Origin of the sequence: Streptomyces yerevanensis (genome assembly GCF_000716805.1) — a bacterium.
Taxonomy (GTDB): Bacteria; Actinomycetota; Actinomycetes; order Streptomycetales; family Streptomycetaceae; genus Streptomyces; species Streptomyces flaveus.
This window is the reverse complement of record NZ_JNWJ01000011.1, coordinates 250,543-268,325: the sequence shown is the minus strand read 5'-3', so window position 1 is coordinate 268,325 and position 17,783 is coordinate 250,543. Positions and strand designations below refer to the sequence as shown.

22 protein-coding genes and 1 pseudogene are annotated in these 17,783 nt (G+C 70.3%); 8 read left to right on the top strand and 15 right to left on the bottom strand.

The genetic code is table 11. From position 1 onward, the window contains the following. Positions 1-175: 175 nt before the first annotated feature. From amaP to OP79_RS14590, 5 genes are read right to left on the bottom strand one after another with little or no spacing between them, the layout of a single operon-like run. A complete protein-coding gene (amaP, locus tag OP79_RS14610; protein ID WP_033320620.1) occupies positions 176-769 on the bottom strand; it encodes an alkaline shock response membrane anchor protein AmaP in 594 nt (197 codons plus the stop codon). A gap of 10 nt (positions 770-779) precedes the next feature. After that, positions 780-1,466 carry a DUF6286 domain-containing protein gene (locus tag OP79_RS14605; protein WP_033320563.1) on the bottom strand — a complete coding sequence of 229 codons (687 nt, stop codon included), beginning with the start codon at positions 1,464-1,466 and terminating at the stop codon, positions 780-782. Then, a complete protein-coding gene (locus tag OP79_RS14600) occupies positions 1,463-1,909 on the bottom strand; it encodes an Asp23/Gls24 family envelope stress response protein (protein ID WP_033320562.1) in 447 nt (148 codons plus the stop codon). The genes OP79_RS14605 and OP79_RS14600 overlap by 4 nt, the downstream gene beginning before the upstream one ends. Next, positions 1,906-2,133, bottom strand: a complete 228-nt coding sequence (locus tag OP79_RS14595; protein WP_033320561.1) for a hypothetical protein — start codon at positions 2,131-2,133, stop codon at positions 1,906-1,908. The genes OP79_RS14600 and OP79_RS14595 overlap by 4 nt, the downstream gene beginning before the upstream one ends. A gap of 38 nt (positions 2,134-2,171) precedes the next feature. Next, positions 2,172-2,603: an Asp23/Gls24 family envelope stress response protein gene (locus tag OP79_RS14590; RefSeq protein WP_033320560.1), complete on the bottom strand. Its 432-nt coding sequence runs from the start codon at positions 2,601-2,603 to the stop codon at positions 2,172-2,174. A gap of 203 nt (positions 2,604-2,806) precedes the next feature. On the opposite strand from OP79_RS14590, the gene OP79_RS14585 reads away from it, so the two are divergent. From OP79_RS14585 to OP79_RS56980, 4 genes are all read left to right on the top strand, one after another. Next, complete coding sequence (locus tag OP79_RS14585; RefSeq protein WP_033320619.1) at positions 2,807-3,571, top strand: hypothetical protein; 765 nt, start codon at positions 2,807-2,809, stop codon at positions 3,569-3,571. A 53-nt stretch (positions 3,572-3,624) separates the two neighbouring features. After that, complete coding sequence (locus OP79_RS14580) at positions 3,625-3,876, top strand: hypothetical protein (protein ID WP_033320559.1); 252 nt, start codon at positions 3,625-3,627, stop codon at positions 3,874-3,876. Between the two features lie 353 nt (positions 3,877-4,229). Then, on the top strand, positions 4,230-4,490 hold the full coding sequence (locus OP79_RS14575; RefSeq protein WP_033320558.1) for a hypothetical protein: 261 nt from the start codon (positions 4,230-4,232) through the stop codon (positions 4,488-4,490). Between the two features lie 307 nt (positions 4,491-4,797). Then, positions 4,798-5,376 (top strand): DUF5994 family protein, encoded by a 579-nt coding sequence (locus OP79_RS56980; RefSeq protein ID WP_051744653.1) that lies wholly within the window; start codon positions 4,798-4,800, stop codon positions 5,374-5,376. A 243-nt stretch (positions 5,377-5,619) separates the two neighbouring features. Here the strand turns inward: OP79_RS56980 and OP79_RS14565 are convergent, their stop codons facing one another. The 3 genes from OP79_RS14565 to OP79_RS14555 all read right to left on the bottom strand — a co-directional run bounded on the left by OP79_RS14565 (position 5,620) and on the right by OP79_RS14555 (position 7,318). Then, the gene (locus OP79_RS14565) at positions 5,620-6,021 is read right to left on the bottom strand and encodes a DUF5994 family protein (RefSeq protein WP_033320557.1); all 402 of its coding nucleotides are present in this window, start codon (positions 6,019-6,021) and stop codon (positions 5,620-5,622) included. A gap of 374 nt (positions 6,022-6,395) precedes the next feature. Continuing rightward, positions 6,396-6,596 carry a hypothetical protein gene (locus OP79_RS55255; RefSeq protein ID WP_033320556.1) on the bottom strand — a complete coding sequence of 67 codons (201 nt, stop codon included), beginning with the start codon at positions 6,594-6,596 and terminating at the stop codon, positions 6,396-6,398. Between the two features lie 218 nt (positions 6,597-6,814). After that, on the bottom strand, positions 6,815-7,318 hold the full coding sequence (locus OP79_RS14555) for a DUF5994 family protein (protein WP_033320617.1): 504 nt from the start codon (positions 7,316-7,318) through the stop codon (positions 6,815-6,817). 273 nt (positions 7,319-7,591) lie between these two features. On the opposite strand from OP79_RS14555, the gene OP79_RS14550 reads away from it, so the two are divergent. From OP79_RS14550 to OP79_RS14535, 4 genes are all read left to right on the top strand, one after another. Next, complete coding sequence (locus OP79_RS14550) at positions 7,592-7,864, top strand: hypothetical protein (protein WP_033320555.1); 273 nt, start codon at positions 7,592-7,594, stop codon at positions 7,862-7,864. A gap of 309 nt (positions 7,865-8,173) precedes the next feature. Further along, a complete protein-coding gene (locus tag OP79_RS50410; protein WP_051744652.1) occupies positions 8,174-8,773 on the top strand; it encodes a hypothetical protein in 600 nt (199 codons plus the stop codon). Positions 8,774-9,067: 294 nt separating this feature from the next. Then, on the top strand, positions 9,068-10,162 hold the full coding sequence (locus OP79_RS14540) for a ferredoxin reductase (RefSeq protein ID WP_051744651.1): 1,095 nt from the start codon (positions 9,068-9,070) through the stop codon (positions 10,160-10,162). Positions 10,163-10,247: 85 nt separating this feature from the next. Continuing rightward, entirely contained in the window at positions 10,248-11,303 is a 1,056-nt protein-coding gene (locus OP79_RS14535) for a fatty acid desaturase family protein (protein ID WP_033320554.1), read from the top strand. Positions 11,304-11,318: 15 nt separating this feature from the next. On the opposite strand, the pseudogene OP79_RS56970 reads toward OP79_RS14535, so the two are convergent. The 7 genes and pseudogenes from OP79_RS56970 to OP79_RS14505 form a co-directional block, all read right to left on the bottom strand. Further along, positions 11,319-11,519: pseudogene (locus tag OP79_RS56970) on the bottom strand (MFS transporter); the annotation flags it as partial. A gap of 63 nt (positions 11,520-11,582) precedes the next feature. After that, positions 11,583-12,368, bottom strand: coding sequence for a hypothetical protein (locus OP79_RS14530; RefSeq protein ID WP_157857314.1), 786 nt, complete (start codon positions 12,366-12,368; stop codon positions 11,583-11,585). A gap of 74 nt (positions 12,369-12,442) precedes the next feature. After that, positions 12,443-12,718 (bottom strand): hypothetical protein, encoded by a 276-nt coding sequence (locus OP79_RS14525; protein ID WP_033320552.1) that lies wholly within the window; start codon positions 12,716-12,718, stop codon positions 12,443-12,445. A gap of 188 nt (positions 12,719-12,906) precedes the next feature. Beyond that, positions 12,907-13,677 (bottom strand): trimeric intracellular cation channel family protein, encoded by a 771-nt coding sequence (locus OP79_RS14520; protein WP_063741920.1) that lies wholly within the window; start codon positions 13,675-13,677, stop codon positions 12,907-12,909. 15 nt (positions 13,678-13,692) lie between these two features. Then, positions 13,693-16,278, bottom strand: a complete 2,586-nt coding sequence (locus tag OP79_RS14515; RefSeq protein WP_211270789.1) for an FtsX-like permease family protein — start codon at positions 16,276-16,278, stop codon at positions 13,693-13,695. Positions 16,279-16,328: 50 nt separating this feature from the next. Next, a complete protein-coding gene (locus OP79_RS14510; RefSeq protein ID WP_051744649.1) occupies positions 16,329-17,114 on the bottom strand; it encodes an ABC transporter ATP-binding protein in 786 nt (261 codons plus the stop codon). A gap of 64 nt (positions 17,115-17,178) precedes the next feature. After that, the gene (locus OP79_RS14505) at positions 17,179-17,610 is read right to left on the bottom strand and encodes a hypothetical protein (protein WP_033320551.1); all 432 of its coding nucleotides are present in this window, start codon (positions 17,608-17,610) and stop codon (positions 17,179-17,181) included. Positions 17,611-17,783 lie beyond the last annotated feature (173 nt).

Below are 17,783 nucleotides of genomic sequence, written 5' to 3'. Positions count from 1 at the left end.
CTACAGCACCGCAAGTTGTTCGACGAACACACCGCGTTCCCCACCGAACTCGCCGCCGCAGCTTGACGCGTTGGCATCGTGAGGTGTCTGCCTTCATGCGCGTACCGCCGGAAGATCACCCGACCAGGAACTCCGTTCGATCTGCACGTTCCAAGATCGGTTGAGAGACGGCTTCTTAGGCGGCGCGTTGGGCGCGGTGGCGGACTTCCTGGAGTCGGACCTTCGACGGGAGGCGGTCCAGGCCGGCCGAGTCCCGCGCGTGTGCGAGCGTTTCCCCGCTCAGTCGCCCCAGAGTCCGCGCTGGATCCGCGTGAGGCTCCAGCAACAGCCGCACGCGTGCGGTCGGAGCAGTACGTCGGCCCATCAGCCGTACATGAGCCCGCGAGACCCCGCCCAGGGCCTGCGCCTCTTCCTTGATCACGTCCTCCAGGGTGCGGCCGTTGAGTCGGGTCGCCGCGCCGTCTTCGCTGTCGACGAGGACCTGGGCCAGGCGGTGTCTGCGCTGTGCGAGGAGCCACCACAGCAGCAGGGCGAGCAGCACGGCGAGCACCGCGATGGCGGTCGGCCACCACCAGCCTTCTTCCCGCCAGCGGGTGCGTCCCTCGGTGCCCAGCACCACATCGTCCGGCCCACGGAAGGGCCACCAGCCCGGCATGCCGAATCCCCAGTGGCGTTGCAGATCCAGCCCGCCCAGCAGTACGCCGCCGCCCAGGGCGAACAGTCCAAGGCCGAGAAGCCCCAGCAGCACCCGGTTCACTGTCTTGAGCATCAGGATCACCTCAGCCCTTCTTCGGGCGCCGGACGTGCACCGTCAGCGTGGGTTGCCGGGCGAGACCCAAGGACGTCACGGCTTCGCCCAGCGTGGCGTCCAGGTCCGCGCGGACGTCCTCGAGATCGCGGAAATGTGACCGTGCCCGGGCTTTGACCTTCCGGCGGCCGAAAGCGACCTGTGCCGACTGGACACCGGGCACCTGCATGGCCCGGTCGCGCAGAACCAGGGTGGCCGCGCGGCGGTCGAGCCCGGCGCGGACCTCCTCTGTCCCGGGGATATCGGTGGGCTGCCGCATGGGCAGCAGCCTGCGCAGTCCCGGCGTCACCGCCAGCAGGAAAAGCCACAGGCCGAGGGCCATCACCAGTGCGGCCCCGACGATCATCCAGAAGTCATCCAGGGGCCGTGTGGCCAGTTCCTCGGCGAGCCGCCGCCAGCGCATCGCGGACCGGTCTGCCCGCACCGCGACCACGTCGTACAGGAGCAATCCAATGGCCGCGGCGGACAGCAGGGCCGCCAAGGTCGCGGGAATCCGCCGCGCTGACCAGAAACGGCGCGCCGACCGACCTGATTCATCGATCGCCGCCGTCGCGCCGGCGGCCGCCCCCGGGGTGCCATCGGCGGACGGAGCTGCCTGTCCGGAATCGGAGGGAAGGTCGCTGTCACCGGTCGGCTGCCGCCAGGTGTTCGCGCTCATCTCACCCTCTCCTGGTCCGTGTGCTGCGAATGCACCGAGTGCAGTCTCTCGACCGACACCGCGAGGTCGGACACATCCATGCCGGCCCATGTCCTGAGCCGTTCGGTGACCTCCTGGCGCACTGCGGCGCACTGCGCCCCGATGTCGGACGGATAGCCGAGCTCGACGGTGATGCGCAGCCGTGCCTCGCCGAGCACCGCCTGCCGCCCGACGGCAGACTCGGCGTCTCGTCCTGCGGTATTCCGTTCGGGTGCCCGCCGCACGGCTGTGGTCACGCGTGGCGTCTGGCGGCCGGGTGGTACGTGGCCAGCCGACTCGGTGAACCGGCTCAGCGCCTCGTGCGCCACCTGGGATGCGATCTTCGCAACGACCCGGTCAGCGACGGTGATCGCACCGCGCTCCCTGCGGGGGATGCCGGGACGCCGATCGGCTTCACCGGTCACTGCCGCCAGTCTCCCCGAGCCCGTCGCCGGTCATCGCGGATCCGCTCCTGCCGGTCTCGGCGGCGGACGAAGTCGCCCGGTTCGAGATCGCCTTCCATAAACCGCCCGACCACGAGACCGACGACGCCCAGACCCAGCACCAGCAGGAAGGCCCAGAAGTCACCGAAATACGCGGCGAAACCCAGCGTCATTCCGGCTATCAAGCCCACCACAGCCCTGCTCATCACGCGCTCCTTCGCTCAAGCGTGCTGCTTCGCCCCGGCTACTGGATCCGCTGCCGCTCTTCCCCTCCGTCCTCCTCGTCGGGCAGCTTCACGTCGCTGACCATGATGTTGACTTCCACGACTTCCCGGCCCGCCATCCGCTCCACTGCGGCGATCACGTTCTCCCGCACCGCACCGGCCACGTCCGTGATCGAGACGCCGTAGTCGACGACGATCTCCAGATCGATGGCCGCCTGCAGCTCTCCGACCTCGACACTGACCCCGCGTGTGACGGACTTGTCACTACCGGCGCCAGGCATCCGCTCCCGCATGGATCCCATCGAGCGCGCGAATCCGCTGCCCAGGGCATAGACGCCGAGCACGTCCCGTGCCGCCATTCCGGCGATCTTCGCCACCACCACATCGGCGATGGTCGTCCGGCCGCGAGAACCGGGCGGACCGCCATGCTTTGCGCCGGTGTTCTCAGCCATCAGGGCATTCCTCTCTCAAGAAGCCCACCTTGCACATTTTATTCAGATTATATTCCTATTAAGACATTTGCCCGGCTGTGGAGTGTGAGGCGAGTGGCCCAACGAGTGGCCCGAGCGTCCCTGCCCGAAGCCCTCCGCGGACACTCCGGGCGCAGTGCGGCAGGAAGAGAACCGCGACCATGGAAGAAAGGCGCGAGAGGCCGGTGACCGAGACGTGGACGCAGGCAGTACGGCGCCAGCTCGACCTGGGCCGACTGCTCCCGCTCGGCGGGCCCGACGACGGGACATGGATCATCGAGCAAGCGGCCGTCCGGGCCCTCGGGCGCGCTGCCGCTGAGATTCCCGGTGTTCGGCTGGGGTCTCTGCGCATCGGGTCGGCACTGCTGGAGCCCGTGTCCGAGCCGGCCGTCCGTCCGCCGGCCAGCGCGCTACCGCCTGGCCCGCTCAGGATCGAAGCCGCCTTCACAGCATCCCTCGGGCAGCCTCTGCCTGAGGCCGCCGACCAGTTGAGGAGCGCACTGCTCAACGCGGCCGCTGAACGGATCGGCCTGGCCACCGTGATAGCTGACCTGCGCGTCACGGATCTCCATGAGGGCCCGGAGACAGGCGTGAAGTCGCGGACCGCAGCGAGGGCCATGAGGCCCGCGCCGGAAGCTGCAGCCGCGCGAAGCTCGCCCCCGGTGACCGGAACAGGATCCATGCGGGGGCCCGTCGGGGAACTGGCGGACGTCGCGACGGGTGTTCCGGGCGTCGCCCGCCTCGCCGCCGTGCTGGGAAGCCGCCCGGTCAAGGTGGAGGACCATGACGATCCACCCGGCCGACACATCGAGGTCCAGCTCGCGGTCGCCCCGGGGCAGTATCCATTGGAAGTCGCCCGCGCCGTCCGGGCCGCCGTAGCCGACGCAGCCACCACTGACGCTCCGGGCCCGGTCACCGCGGCCGTCCTAATCACAGAAACCGCGGCCTAGCCAGCCAGGTATCAACGACGGCTCGACGCATTCGGCGTGATCCGGTCCCATTTGTGGCGGGTTCGGGCTCTGAACTGGGCGAACGACCCGGACGGGGCCTCGTTGGGCTTGGCCGCTTTCACCGCTTCGGCACCAACGCCCCGCTGGCCCGCGCCGCCAAGGACACCGCCCCCGACGCCTGGCGCCGCGGCATCGCCTTCATGCTCGACGGCCTACGCACCAAAGGCGCCCACCCGCTTCCCACCGGCCCGCTGCCCCCGCAACAGCTGTACCAGGGGATGGGCAACCTCACCGGCACACCATGATCAGCGCGGCCGCGAGACGGGCGTGGTGTCCCGGGACGGCTCACCCGTCCCGGGTGGCGTCCGGGTTGATGGCGTTGGCTTGAAAGTGAGGCACAACCAGCGGATCGCGGCATTCCACTACAGTGAGCCCTGCCGTGGATCGGCCGACGAAGCTGGAAGACCCGGCAGTCGGCGGGGCCTGCAGGATCGCCCCGCGCCACCACCCACCGCGAGCCCCGAGACGGGGACGGGGATGGGGATGGGGGTGGCCAATGATGTAGGGCTTTCTCCTCGCTGGAGGCGGTGGGGTGTGGCGCGACGGTCTTATCGCCCATAGTCACCGTTGTCACGTCGTCCTGAAGAACGAGGTCACCATGGAGCCACTGGAAGTCCCCCCTGCCGGGCACGCCGAAGTACGCATCGTGGCCGCGTCCCCCGAAGTCTCCCGTACGGTTGCGGAGGTTCTCCGTCGTTGCTTCGCCTCCGTCGAGCAGCGCAGCTATCCGGAGGGCAGCGAGGGCGGGACCCGTCTCCACCTCACCGTGGACACCACCCGCCCGGCGGAGCCGGCCCGGTCCTGGCTGGTGACCAGTCAGTCCTCGGAGGATGACCGCAAGCAGACGGACGAGGTCTGAAGCGTTCTCCTCATCGAGGTCGGCATGGCTCCGCAGTCCTGCCTCCTTGGACTTCGGGTCGTCCCTTGGTCTCCTGGTCGGTTCGCGGCACTCTTTCTCTGCTCCCGCGGAGGGTGGCGGCACTCATCAGAGGTGTGCAGGGCAGTGTTCACAACCCGCGCCTCACCGGGGCCCGTTCGACGTCCCGGCGGAGTAGCGTGAAGGCATCGAGAGTATTTCGCACACCGGCCTCCATGTCGGTGTCGTTCTCGGCGAGTGACGACACCGGGCCGAGCCTGTGGCGGCGGTCTGGAGACGGGTTCGCGCGATGTCCGCGACCACCGGCCTTGCCCCGCTGCGGATGGTGCCCTTCAGGGTTCCGAGCACCCGCCTCGCGCTGAAGCCGATGAGCACGTCCCGACAGGGCCTGGACGGCGCCTGGTGGCCCCGCTCCCGGGACCTGCCAGGCGAACTCTCCGCTCTGGCCGACGTGCTGGATCCTCTGTGGGGACGGATCACCCGGATCGCCGTCAACCCTCAGTACTGGCCGGTCATCCCGCGCAAGGTGCCCGTCAACGGTCATGCGGTGAAGGTCGGTTGGTTCGCGCGGGAGCTGGACCCGTACAAGATCATGCTGCTGTCCTACACCGCCGGCCGGTGGGACCTGCTGGTGATACCGCCGGAGGTCAGCCCCCCGGCAGCCGCCCGGCTGATGGCCGCCGCGAGCGACGGCTCCGGCCCTCCGATGACCGCAAGCGAGCTCATGGCGGCGGAACAAGCCCTCCACGGCAGCCCGACGGGTTATCGGGCACAGGTTCCTGAGGAGGCGTGGGAGGGCAGGGAGGACACTTCCTCGTGTTACCCGGCCACCCCGACCGGGCCGAGGCGACTGATCACAGGAATGTGACCGTGATCCTGATCGTTGCCGCGCTCCGGCCCTCGGCGCGACAACCGGACGGCGGCAGGGCCCGATTACGCCCCACCACCGCAGAACGGGCTGTTGGGACGACCCTGGCGGGTGAAGCTGCCGTATGGTGCTCCGTCTCGGCAAGGATGGCCAGCGGCGACCGGTGCTGTCTCAGGCAACCACAGCTGGCCAGGGTGGGCGAGGCCCATCGCGCAGCTTCGCCATACGGACGGCGCTCACCGCTCAGATGGTGTCGTCGCCCACGGCAGCGGCCATGAGCGGCTCGGCCGTATCGGGCGGGGTGTCGGGCGGTACGACCAGCAGGTCCCAGCGTCCCCGGCTGGGGGCAAGGAGGCAGACCGTGTCCGGGGCGGACATAGTGGTGGACCTGCGCAGGCGCACGACCTGGTTGAAGACGAGCATCCGGCCGGGGGTCGCGGACCACGTCGCCCCGTTGACTGTGACACCGCTGATGTGTCCCCAGGCCTGCGGCAACCCGGCGAACAGCCGCGGGAGTTCCACCAGCAGGTCGTACGAGCGGGGCCACCACACTCCGTCGATGCGGCGCGGCACGCCGGTGCGGGGTGCGAGACGCAGGCGGAGGAGGGGGTGCGAGGGAAGCGGGGGCTGCAGGGCGGTCGTCATGAAGGCTCCTGTCAACTGCCTTGAGGAAAGGGGTGGGCCGGGTTCACACGCGGCGGGCGGCGACGCGGTCCGGTGCCGGCCAGCGCACGTCGTACACCCAGCCGAGGCGTTCGAGGAGGCGGATGACGGCGGCTGGACGGCGTTCGACGGGACGGCCGTTGAAGGGGGTTCGGCCATGGACTTGGCGGAACTGAGGGACATGCGGAGCTCCTTGACCTCGGTGCGGGTGGCGCGGCCGGGGTCCGGGGCTGCTCCTGTGTGGACGGGTGGTTTGATGCTCAGAGACGGTCAGGTGTTCTCGTTCGGATGCGTACGGTCCGTCGGCCGCCTGCTGGTCTCGATACGGGCGGCATTGGGCGCGAGGATCGCGATGATTACGAGCGCGAGGAGTACGAGGGAGCCAGGGGCAGGCGCAGGTCCGTGGCTTTGGGACCCGCCCGGTAGCTGCTGTCTTCGTCGAAGGCGAAGAACCAGCGGAGCGCATCGGCGACTTGTCGTGTCACTTCCGGGTACGGGGAGACGAATCGGACCTCGGCCGACGGCCCGTCGGATAACGGAAGGGCTTCGGCGGTCATTTGGCGGAACCTGCCTCGAGCGCGAGCACCCGCTGTCGTGAAACCGCGAGGCCGAAACCGGCCTGGCACCGGCATACGAAGGGGCCTCGCTTGCTCCACCGTACTCCTGCCTGCCACGAAAGGAGGCGGACCCGGCTCGCGCGGCCGATCGCCGGGCGTCTCGCACGGAATCACCGGGCGCCGCAAGCCGCACACGGGTCGTGGTGATCCTGGCCGGGCTACGGGGCTTCCGTAGCGATCGGGAGGACTCGACCGGTACCGGTGTCGATGAGGATCTGCGCCGCCTGTGTGAGGTTGTCGGCGCGGACGGCCCTGGCCATCGCGTCGCGCGCCGCGTCGGGTGTCGCGTGCGGCGGTACCACGAGCAGGGAGAAGAGATCTCGATCGCCCCGGCTGACGAGGACGGTGTCGTCGCCGACCGAAGATGAGTCGATGTGCACGACACGGTCGTCGATGATCAACCGCGTCGGCAGTTCTTCCCAGGCGCTGGAGTCCAGGCCGACGCGCGTGACAGGCCCGAGGTGTTCGGTCACCGCGGCGATCAGGCTGGGAAGCTCGGCGCCGATGTCGCGGGACCGTGGCCACCACGCCCCGTCGAGGATTCCCGCGCGGTCGTGTGTCGTTTGCAGCCGCAGGATGGCTGTTCCGGGCCGGACGGCCTGGTGGATCGCGTCCGGCAGGAGCTTCGCCTCACGTGACGGGTCGGGGTCGAGGTCGGGCATCGTCATCGCCTGTCTGCGGGTTCGGCGGCTCGCCGACCGCCTGAGGCGATGTCGGCGTCACCGCCGGGGAAGCAGAGACGCTTCCTGGGTCCACGATACTCCGCACCGGCCACGACAAGGCTCGCCCAGACGCTGCCGCCCAATGCTCCGGTACCCGAGAAAACCGCTGGTCAACGCAGGTGCTCGGGGCCCGGACCGGAGTACAGTGAACACCAGGAGTTCCTCGTACCCCAGCTGACTTTTCGTCGGTGCTCGGCACGAGTGGCGGCAATCATGGCAACACTGCACGAGCGGAAGCACTACCGCGAAGCGATCATGAAAACCCTGTACGAGGCCACGGAAGGCAATCGCCTCCTTGGCGTCACCGGGGCGAAGCTGCGTGACGACTTGGGGATCCCCGAGCAGGATCTGGCCGCGGCCTGCACATATTTGGTGGGCGAAGGGTTTATCACGGCCGACTGGACCCGAGGAAATGCACCCGCGATGGTCACGCTGACGCATCAGGGGATTCGGCTCATGGAGGCCGATGAGGAGGAGCGCGACTGACGCGACAGGGCCACTTCAGGACACCGGAGCCAGGGGCCGTATTACCCGAAACCGCCTATGCCAAAAGGGTGTTTCGGTCATACGATGACAAGTGGGTCGGCGCACTCTCACGTGCAATGGCCCGAAAGGGCGGCCCCGGTGTGTATACGCCGGGGCCGTTGCACAACCGGTGGCGCGCAGGCAGGGCGTCACACCCCTGATCCCGACACTCGGTCGACCCCCTGTCCCGACGCCCGGTTTACCTCGTCGGCTCCTGCTGTCACCATGCCGAATCCGGGGATGTTCGTCCCACGGCTGGGAGAGGCTCGTATGACAGACGTGTACTTGCGCAGACTGTCCCGTTGGCAGGCCGAGCAGCAGCGGGACGTCGTCGCGGACCTCCACGTCACGGCGTACCGCGGTGCCGCGGGTGCCGAATACCGTGACCGCCAGAGCTTTCTGAACCGGTTCGAGCAGCATGTGCAGCGGACCGACTTCGACATGGTGGTCGCCGACGCGGCGGGCTTGGTCGGCTGCGCCTACGGGTTCCGCGTGGCTCGTACCGGCGAGTGGTGGTCGGGCTTCCGGGACGAGCTGCCGACGGAGATCGAGGAACTCACGGCCGCGGGCCGGACCTTCCTGCTGGCCGAACTGATGGTGCTGCCGTCCCAACGGCGCCGCGGCACCGCGACCCGCCTCGGCGAGCGGTTGCTGGCCCGCCTCGACGCCGATCTGATCGTCGCGGCCGTGGACCGGCCTGGCGAAGGCGGCCGGAAGACCGCGGCGGAGGAGACCTTGCACGCCTGGGGATGGTCGAAACTCGGCGAACTCGGCCCTCGAGTTGCTTCAGACGTTGGTCCCGGTTCGGATGCCGGTGCCGACCGGGAGACGGCTGCCCGGGAGGTGTGGATCCGCAGGCCGCTGCGATGATCCCGATGCGTCCCGGGAGGCGAGGCCCCACCCAGCAGCGCTCCTCACCGAGGTGAGCGGTCGGTGTCCGTACGACTTGTTCGGTCGGCGCCTGGGCCTGGGCTGGGCGGACGGAATCGCCCACGCCCTCGGATTCGATGTCGAGTGGCCGCCGGGCCGCCGCGCAGAGCGCGGGGTCAGCCGCCGGCTCGCGCCAGGTTCATGCCCGTCGGGGACGGAGCAACCCGGCTTGCCGGTCGTCCACGACTGCGTGAGCGTAGGTGGTCGGAGAGTGACGAGGAACGGAGTGGCGGAATGGTCGGTGTGCTCCGGCACTTGGCGCGACCCCTCTGGCAGGGCGCCGGGCGGCTGACCACCCCGTTGCTGCCTGACGACTTTCTGGCCGTCGTCGATCCCCTGTGGTCGGCCAGGTGGCCGGCGGGCCGGGTGGAGCGGGTACGGGCGGAGACGGCGGACGCGACGACGCTCGTGGTGCGGGCGGGGCGCGGCTGGTCGGGGCATCGCGCGGCCGGGCAGTACGTGCCGGTGGGAGTGGACATCGACGGAGCACTGCACTGGCGGACGTACTCGATCACGACCCCGCCGGACGGTTCCGGGCGTTTCGCGATCACCGTACGGCCAGTCCCGGACGGGCGGGTGTCCCCGCACCTGGCGCGACGGGTCAGGCCCGGGGAGAGACTGCGCCTCGGTCCTGTCCAGGGGGATTTCGTGCTGCCCGGCCCGCCGCCTCCGCGCCTGCTGTTCCTGACCGGCGGTATCGGCATCACTCCCGTGGTGGCCATGCTGCGCGCGCTCGCCAGGCGCACGGGCCGCCGTCCGGACACCGTGCTGGTGCACAGCGCGCCGGACTCCGACCGGTTCGTCTTCGGCGGTGAGCTGCGTGCGATGGCCACCCGCGAGAGCTGGTTGACGCTGCAGGAACACCACACCCGCCAGGAAGGGCGGCTGGATCGGGTACGTCTGGGCGCTCTGTGCCCTGACTGGGAGAAGCGCGAGAGCTGGGCCTGCGGGCCGGAAGGACTGCTCGCGTTCACCGAACGGGCCTGGCGCGACGCGGATGCCCGGCACCGGCTGCACCTGGAACGGTTCCGGCCGCCGTCACCGGCCGTGCCCGGCAGGGGATCGGGCGGGCACGGCGGGCGGGTGCGCTTCACCCGCAGCGGTGTCGAGACAGACGCCGGACCGGCCACCTCCCTGCTGAATGCCGGTGAGGCGGCGGGTGTCGTCATGCCCAGCGGCTGCCGTATGGGCATCTGCCGCAGCTGCCTCAGCCCGCTGTCCGCCGGCCGGGTCCGCGACCTGCGGACCGGCGACGTACACGGCGAGCCGGGCGATGTGATCCAGACCTGCGTGTCGGCCGCCTGCGGCCCCGTGCACCTCGACCTGTAGAGACCACCCGCGCATATCGACCTGCAAAACCAACTGTCGAGCCTCGTTGCCTGTCGGGCCTCGAGTCTTTGGGAAGGGAGAACCAGTGGCCGCTGCGCTTGCTCTTGCGCCGTCCGAAGCCGACGCCTTCGGGCAGGAACTGGACCGCATTCGCGCCGAGGTGCTGGCCGAGCGCGGCGCCGAGGACGCCCGCTACATCCGTACCCTCATCACCGTGCACCGCGCGCTGGAAGCCGGCGGCCGGGCCGCCCTGGCCGTCTCCCTGCTGCCGCCCGCCTGGCCGGCCGGGACGGCGATGCTCACCATCGCCAAGATCCTGGAGAACATGGAGCTGGGCCACAACATCCTGCACGGGCAGTGGGACTGGATGCGTGACCCGGCCATCCACTCCACCACCTGGGAATGGGACTTCCCCACCCCGGCCGCCGCCTGGAAGCACACCCACAACGACCTGCACCACACCTGGACCAACGTGGTGGGCCACGACCGCGACCTCGGCTACGTGGCCATGCGGATGAGCGAGGACCAGCCCTGGCGCCCCGTCCATCTCCTCCAGCCCCTCTACGGCGGGCCGCTGCTGGCACCGCTCTTCGAGTGGGCCATCGCGCTGTACGACCTGGAGCCCGAGGCCGTCGTCCAGGGCCGCAAGTCCGTGCGCACGTTCCTGGACGACCTCGCCGCGATGGCCCGCAAGTCGGCACGGCAATTCACCAAGGACTACGTCCTCTTCCCGCTGCTGGCCGGCCCGTCCGCCCTTCCCTGCCTGCTCGGCAACCTCACGGCCAACCTCACCCGCAACATCTGGGCGCACACCGTCATCTTCTGCGGCCACTTCCCCGCCGGCGCGGAATCCTTCACCGAAGACGAGATCGAGGGCGAGTCGCACGGCGAGTGGTACGTACGGCAGGCCCTCGGCTCGGCGAACATCGAAGGCAGCCCTCTCCTGCACATCCTCACCGGCAACCTCAGCCACCAGATCGAGCACCATCTCTTCCCCGACCTGCCCAGCAACCGCTACGGCCAGATCGCTCCCCAGGTGCGCAAGCTGTGCGAGAAGTACGGCATCCCCTACACCACCGGCCCGCTACTGCGCCAGTACGCCTCCACCTGGGCCCGCATCTGGCGCATGGCGCTCCCGTAACACCCCCGTACCAGCCGGTTCCCCGGCCGCCGTCTCGGACTCCGGCCCCGTCCCCGTCCCCGTCTCGGCGGGGGCGGCCGCGCCGATCGCCGCGATGCCCAGGGCCAGGCCCAGGTCGTAGGCCGTCTGGCCGGTCGCCGCGGCGGCCCCCGCCTTCTCCTCAGGCGCGGCGCCGACCGCCAGTACCGTGCCGAGGACGCTGATCGGGGCGACCCCGATTCCGGAACGGAGACCGAAGGGGCCACCGACGGGGCCACCGACGGCGAGCGCCGTGGCGCTTCAGGCCGTGCGTTGCATGCCCTGGCTGAGCCCGGCCGAGGACACGACCGTGTAGGAGAAGCGCCCCCAGCGGCCGGTCCTGCACAGAGCCAGTCCCAGGCGGTCGAGGAGAGGGGCCAGCCGCAGCATCCGGGCGCGGAGGGCGGCCCGGGCCAGCGGCTGTTCGGCTGAGCCCAGCAGACGCGTCAGATCGTGGCAGCACCAGGGCTGGGGATCGGCGAGGAAGAGACCGAGCAGAACCTTCTGCGAAGCCTGGTGGGGAAGCAGGTGGGACGGCGACAGCTCCTGGCCCTGCGCCTGCCCCTGGTACCAGGGCGTGCGTGCTTCCTTCCTGGCCAGCCAGCGCTGATCCGCCACCAGCCTGGCGGCCAGTTCCTCGACCGGCATGCTGCGCGCCAGGACGTTGGTGGCACCCGCTTCGAGCAGCGCCGCGGGGCAGGTGTCCTCGGGCACGAGGACGGTCACGGGTGCCAGCCGCCGCAGCAGCGCGACGCGGTGTCCGAGAACGTACGCGCATCTCTCGTCCGGCACGTCGAGAACCGCCAGCGGTCGCGGTCGTCCGGTCAGCAGTTCTGCGTAGGCATGGAGCGCCCCCCAGGGGTGGACCACTGGAGGGAGCAGCTGAGTTCTGCGCGCATCGCGCAACAGTGGCCCGCTGCGCGCCCGGTCGAGGGAGATCACCACACATGGCCCTAAGGGCGTGTCGATCCCGTCGGCACCAGCCCGTCCGGCCGGATTGTCCCCGCCCGCGGGCCGGCGGGCGGCCGTCGGCGTGGCAGACCTCATGAGACCTCCGTGTTCTTCCATGTCTCTTCGTTCTTCTCCGGCGCGACGGGTCTTCTCGGCGGGGCGGCGCTCGGTCAGCACTGCCCTGGGAAGGCCGCGCCCGGGCGGCGGGTGGGCAGCGGCGGCCGCTCAGTTCGACCGCCGCGGCCGCCACTGCCGCGGTCACGCCGGTCGGCATCCCGCCGACGTGTGGACAGGTGTGGTTCCGGCGCCCGGGCCCCACGTCCCGCGACGAGTTCCTCCGTACCCGCACCGCTGAGGGTGGTCAGGACGGAGAACACTCCGGCGACGAGGAGGCAGAGCCCGGCGAGGACGGCGATGCTGATCTGGACCACGTTGAGTATCTGCATGCCTTGACGATCCCGCCCGACGGCAGGTCCTTCCCTCGGCCGGGGAGCCGATTCCGCGCACCGCACCTCGGCCATTCGGCCGACCCACCGCTCGGCCGTTCTTCCACGGCCTTCGACACCGCCATCAACGGAGCCATCGACACAGTCTTCGACCGTGAACACCGAGACCCCGTTCAATCCAGTTCTGATCACTTCCACCGTGCCGGCGCGTGCCGACCGGGGAGCCGGATGCGGAGGGTGTCCTCCATCGGCGGGTACTGACCGTGGACCGCGGCCATACCCTCCGACTGCGCGGGGCCTGGCTGCTGTCGCATTCCAGTGAAGGGATCACGCCACATACGCGAGCGGGGGGTGCGCCAGTGGCGGCGGAGGGCGAGCAGTCTCAAGAGGAAGGCCGCCAGGGCGGCACCGACCGCGGTGAGGACGTTCAGCGCCTCGACGGCGTGCAGCAGTGCCACGGTGCCGGCGCCGACGAGGGCGGGCAGTGCGTACAGATCACGGTTCCAGCGGAGGAGGGGCGGCACTTCGAGCGCCAGCAGGCTGCTGAGGACACCGCCGCCGACGGCCGTGGCCACCCCGAGCGTTGTCGCGGCGGTGAGGCCGAAGCCATGGGTGAGGGCCTTGATCGTCCCTGTGACACTGAACAGTCCCAGTGCCGCCGCGTCGAACCCGTCGAACAGGGAGCTGTCGTGGTGGATGGTCGCGCCGAAGAAGATGATCAGGGCCGCGCCGAGCGGCGCCAGGTAGTAACCGAGGTCGACGAACGCCACGGGGGTGACACCGATGACGAGGTCGCGGAAGAGTCCGCCGCCCAGGCCGGCCGCCTCGGCGAGAGTGATCGTCCCGAAGATGTCGAAGTCCTTGCGGACGGAAAGAAATGCTCCGGAGAGCGCGAAGGCGAAGATTCCCAAGAGATCCATCGCGTACTGGATCCAGTGGTTGAGTTCGCTCGTCGGCATGGGTTCTCCCGGAGCTCATTCGCTGGTGCCCAGCGCCACCACCGGGCTGACCCGGGCCGCGCGGCGGGCGGGCAGCAGTCCGGCGAGTGCGGTGACGAGCACCAGCCCCAGGAAGACCGCCAGCAGTTGTCCGTACGGCAGTGCCAGCGGCGCCCCGATGTTCAGCAGCCGGACCGCCAGCCAGGCGTAGGGCACGCCGAGGGCCAGACCGAGGACGCCGCCGAGGACGCCGTACAGGGCGGCCTCCATGCCGATCAGGAAGCGGAGTCCGGACCGGCCGAGTCCCAGGGCACGCAGCAGTCCTGACTCGCGGGTGCGTTCCAGCACGGTGAGGCCGGTCGTGGTGCCGACGCCGACGACGGCGATGAGTACGGTGAGCCCGAGCAGACCGAGCGACAGGGTGGCCACCATCTCGATGTCGGCGTCGCTGTTGTCGCGCTCCTCCGCGAGGATCCTCAGCTCCATCGCGCTGCCGGGGCCGACGGTCTTGCGAATCGCCTGCTCCGCCGCGTTGCGGGCCGCCTGTCCCGACTCGGCGGCATTCGCCAGGACACCGGCCGGCAGCGGCGAGGCGCCCATCTTGTCCAGGTCGCCCGGCGTGACGATCGCGTCGGCGCCCAGGGGCCCTTCGTCGGGCAGCGTGGCCGCGACGGACATCCGGAGGGTGCCCTGCTTCGCCGTGGTGAAGGTGATGCTGTCACCGGCAGCCATGCCGAGTCCCCTGGCGAGTCTGCTGCTCACGATCACTTCACCCGGACCGAGATCGCCCAGTGCGCCGCTCACCGGGCGAAGCAGCCGTGAGGAGGGCAGAGCGGTCAGGTCCAGGTCGACGGCGGACGCCTCCATGCTGCCGACGGAGACATCGGTCTGCCGGTATGCGGTCGCGTCGGCGAGCTGGGGTACGGCCTTGAGGCGGCGTACGAGATCGGCGCTGAGGCCGTTCACGGTGCCGTTGTCGGTGGCGGTGCCGTCGCCGTCGCCGTTTACGGTGCCGCTCACATCGAAGTCCGCGGGGGCCTGAGCGGCCAGTTCCCGGTCCATATGGCCCTGCAGGGTCGCGATGCCGACGAGGGTGCCGGAGACCAGGGCGACGCCGAGCGCGACGACGACCGACACGGCCGCCGCGCGGCGCGGGGCACCACCGATGCCGCCGACGGCGAGTGTCCCGGTGGGCCCGAGCCGGCGCAGCGGCCACCCGGCGGCTGCCAGCAGCGGGCGTACGAGCAGCGGGCCGAGGGTGATCAGCGCGAGGAACGCCAGGGTGCCCGAGAGGACCGTCAGCATCAGGCCCGCGACCGAGTCGTAGTTCAGGTCGCCCGGTTCGGGCAGGTCGGCGAGGAGCACACCGGCCAGTCCGGCGGCGCCGGCGGCAAGGAGCAGGCCGACGCCGAGGCGTGCACGGCCGATGCCGCGTTCGCCCGCCAGGGTGCCGGCGCTGCGCAGTGTCTGCAGCGGGGAGACCCCGGCGGCGGACGACGCGGGGGCGAGCACCGCGCCGACGGTCACCAGGACGGCGCCGAGCACCACCGCCACGGCCGCGACCGCGGGCACCGCGGGCGCCGAGAGGCTCAGTCCGGTGGCGTGGGCGATCACCGGGGCGGCGTATCCGGCGCCGAGTGCCAGCAGGACGCCGGCCGTACCGGCGATGAGGCCCACCAGTGCGCCCTCGACGGCGAGCGCCCGGACGAGCTGGCCGCGGTGGGCGCCGATGGTGCGCAGGAGCGCCAGTTGGCGCAGCCGCTGGGCGAAGACGACGCGGAACGTCGAGGTCGCGACGAGAGCGGCGGCCACCACGGCGATCGCCAGGAACATCGCGATGAGCCGGAAGACATCCGCGTACTGGTCCACCGCGGCCCGGGCCTCCTCGGCGCGTACGGTGTCACCGGGGACGAACTCGAAAGCCGAACCGTCAGTGCGCTGGAACACCGCGGACAGCCGCTCGGTCAGGGCCTCGGCGGACACACCGGGTTCCGCGCGGACGTCGAGCCGCGGATAGCCCTTGATGTGTCCCATCGCGTTGAGGGCGGCGGCGGGGGCATAACCGGTGGCCTCCCGGTCGGAGTTCGCCTCGACCACACCCGTGACGGTCACGGTGACCGTCCGTGTCTCGTCGGTCTCCTCGGTCTCCTCGGCGTCCCCGCCCACGGGGACGAGTAGGCCGACCCGGTCGCCGGGCCCGATGTCCAGCCGCTGCGAGGCCTGCTCGTTCACGGCCAGTTCGAGGGGGCCGTCCGGGTAGCCGCCCGCCACGAGCCGCACCCGCGACAGCGGTCCGCTGCCGGGGTCGCCCTGAAGCTCCAGATAGCGTCGGGAGACCTCGGCGAGCGACACCCCGTTCTCCGCGCGGGCGGCGACCTCGGCCACTCCCGGTACCGCCTGGACGGCTTTGGTCTGCGCGTCGGTGACGACGTCGTCGTCCCCCAGCACGACCAGGTCGGCGGCCTCGGGGGTGCCGCGGAACCGGTCGACGGTGGTCTGTTCGGTGATCTGCTGGGCCATCACGGTGCCGAACACGACGAACGCGGCGACGAGCACCGACAGTCCGGTCATGAGGAGCCGGCCGGGCCGGGCCATCGCCCCGGCGAGCTGGGTGCGCAGCACGGCGGCCAGCGGTCCCGGACGCTTTTCAGGACGCGGTCCCGGTCCCCGGCTCATCGGGTGCCCGCCAGGTTCTGCAGCGCGCCGGTGACCGACTCCCGGCTGGGGGTGTCCAGGTCCTCGACGATGCGGCCGTCGGCGAGGACGACGACGCGGTCGGCGTAGACGGCGGCGCCCGGGTCGTGGGTCACCATGACGACCGTCTGTCCGAGGTCACGCGCCGAGTCCCGCAGGAAGCCCAGCACTTCGGCGCCGGAGCGGGAGTCGAGATTGCCGGTGGGCTCGTCGGCGAAGACCACGGCGGGCCGTGCCACCAGGGCGCGGGCCAGCGCGACCCGCTGCTGCTGGCCGCCGGACAGCTCACCGGGCCGGTGGGTCATCCGGTCGCCGATGCCGAGGACGCCGATGAGATGGTCGAGCAGCTCCTGGTCGACGGTCCGGCCGGCCAGGTCGAGCGGCAGGGTGATGTTCTGCCTCGCGGTCAGCTGCGGCAGCAGGTTGAACGCCTGGAAGACGAAGCCGATCCTGTCCCGCCGTACGGTGGTCAGTGCCCGTTCGGACAGGCCGGTGAGGTCCGTACCGTCGATCAGTACGCGCCCGGAGGTGGCGGATTCGAGGCCGGCCAGGCAGTGCATGAGGGTGGATTTGCCGGAACCTGACGGGCCCATGATGGCGGTGAAGCGAGCGCGTGCGAAGCCGACGGTCACTCCGTCCAGGGCTCGTACTCCGGTGTCGCCATGGCCGTAGACCTTGACGAGGTCCTCCGCGCCGACGGCGGTGTCATCGCCGACGTGGCGGGAGATGCTTTCAGTTCTGTGCGCGACGGCGCGGATTCCCATGGTCTGATTCCCCTGTGCGGCTGTTTCGGCTGTTCGACTGCGTTGCCGTGTGGCGTGAAATGCGTCAAGCCGCGATCGGCGGGACCACGAGGGTGCGTTTGGCCTCGGTGCAATGCGAATTGGCCGTCTTCGTCATGTCGGCCAGTTCCTGCTTCGTCGGCGCCTCGGCCGCACCCGTCGCATGGTCGGCGGCCCACTGCTCGTACGTGGCGATCCGCAGCCCGAGGTAGCCGTCCTTCATCTCCGAGATGCGCAGGTCACGGGTTTCCTTCCGCCACTTCGCGACCACGGCCTTGTCCCCGGGAAGCTCCTGCGCCTCGTCGATGATCTTCTGGGCCAGGGCGCAGTCGGCCGCCGACGCCTGGCTCGGCGCATTGCGCTGCTGCCACCAGTAGGCGCCGCCGACTCCCACCACCGCCATCACCACGACCGCGACGACGATCCCGAATACCAGCGCTTTCTTGTTGCGGCTTTCTGCCTGGACGGTGATAACCATCGGATGCCCCCGAGAATTGCCGGAGAAAGGCGCTTTCGTGCGCTCTTTCGTGTCGTCAACAATCCTTGCGGGGTCGGCTTTTCGGCACATCCGATCGGGATACGACCCCCGGGCAGCCGCTCGTACGACCCGGGTCGTACGCCGATGCGCGACCGCGTCCTACACCGGGAGGA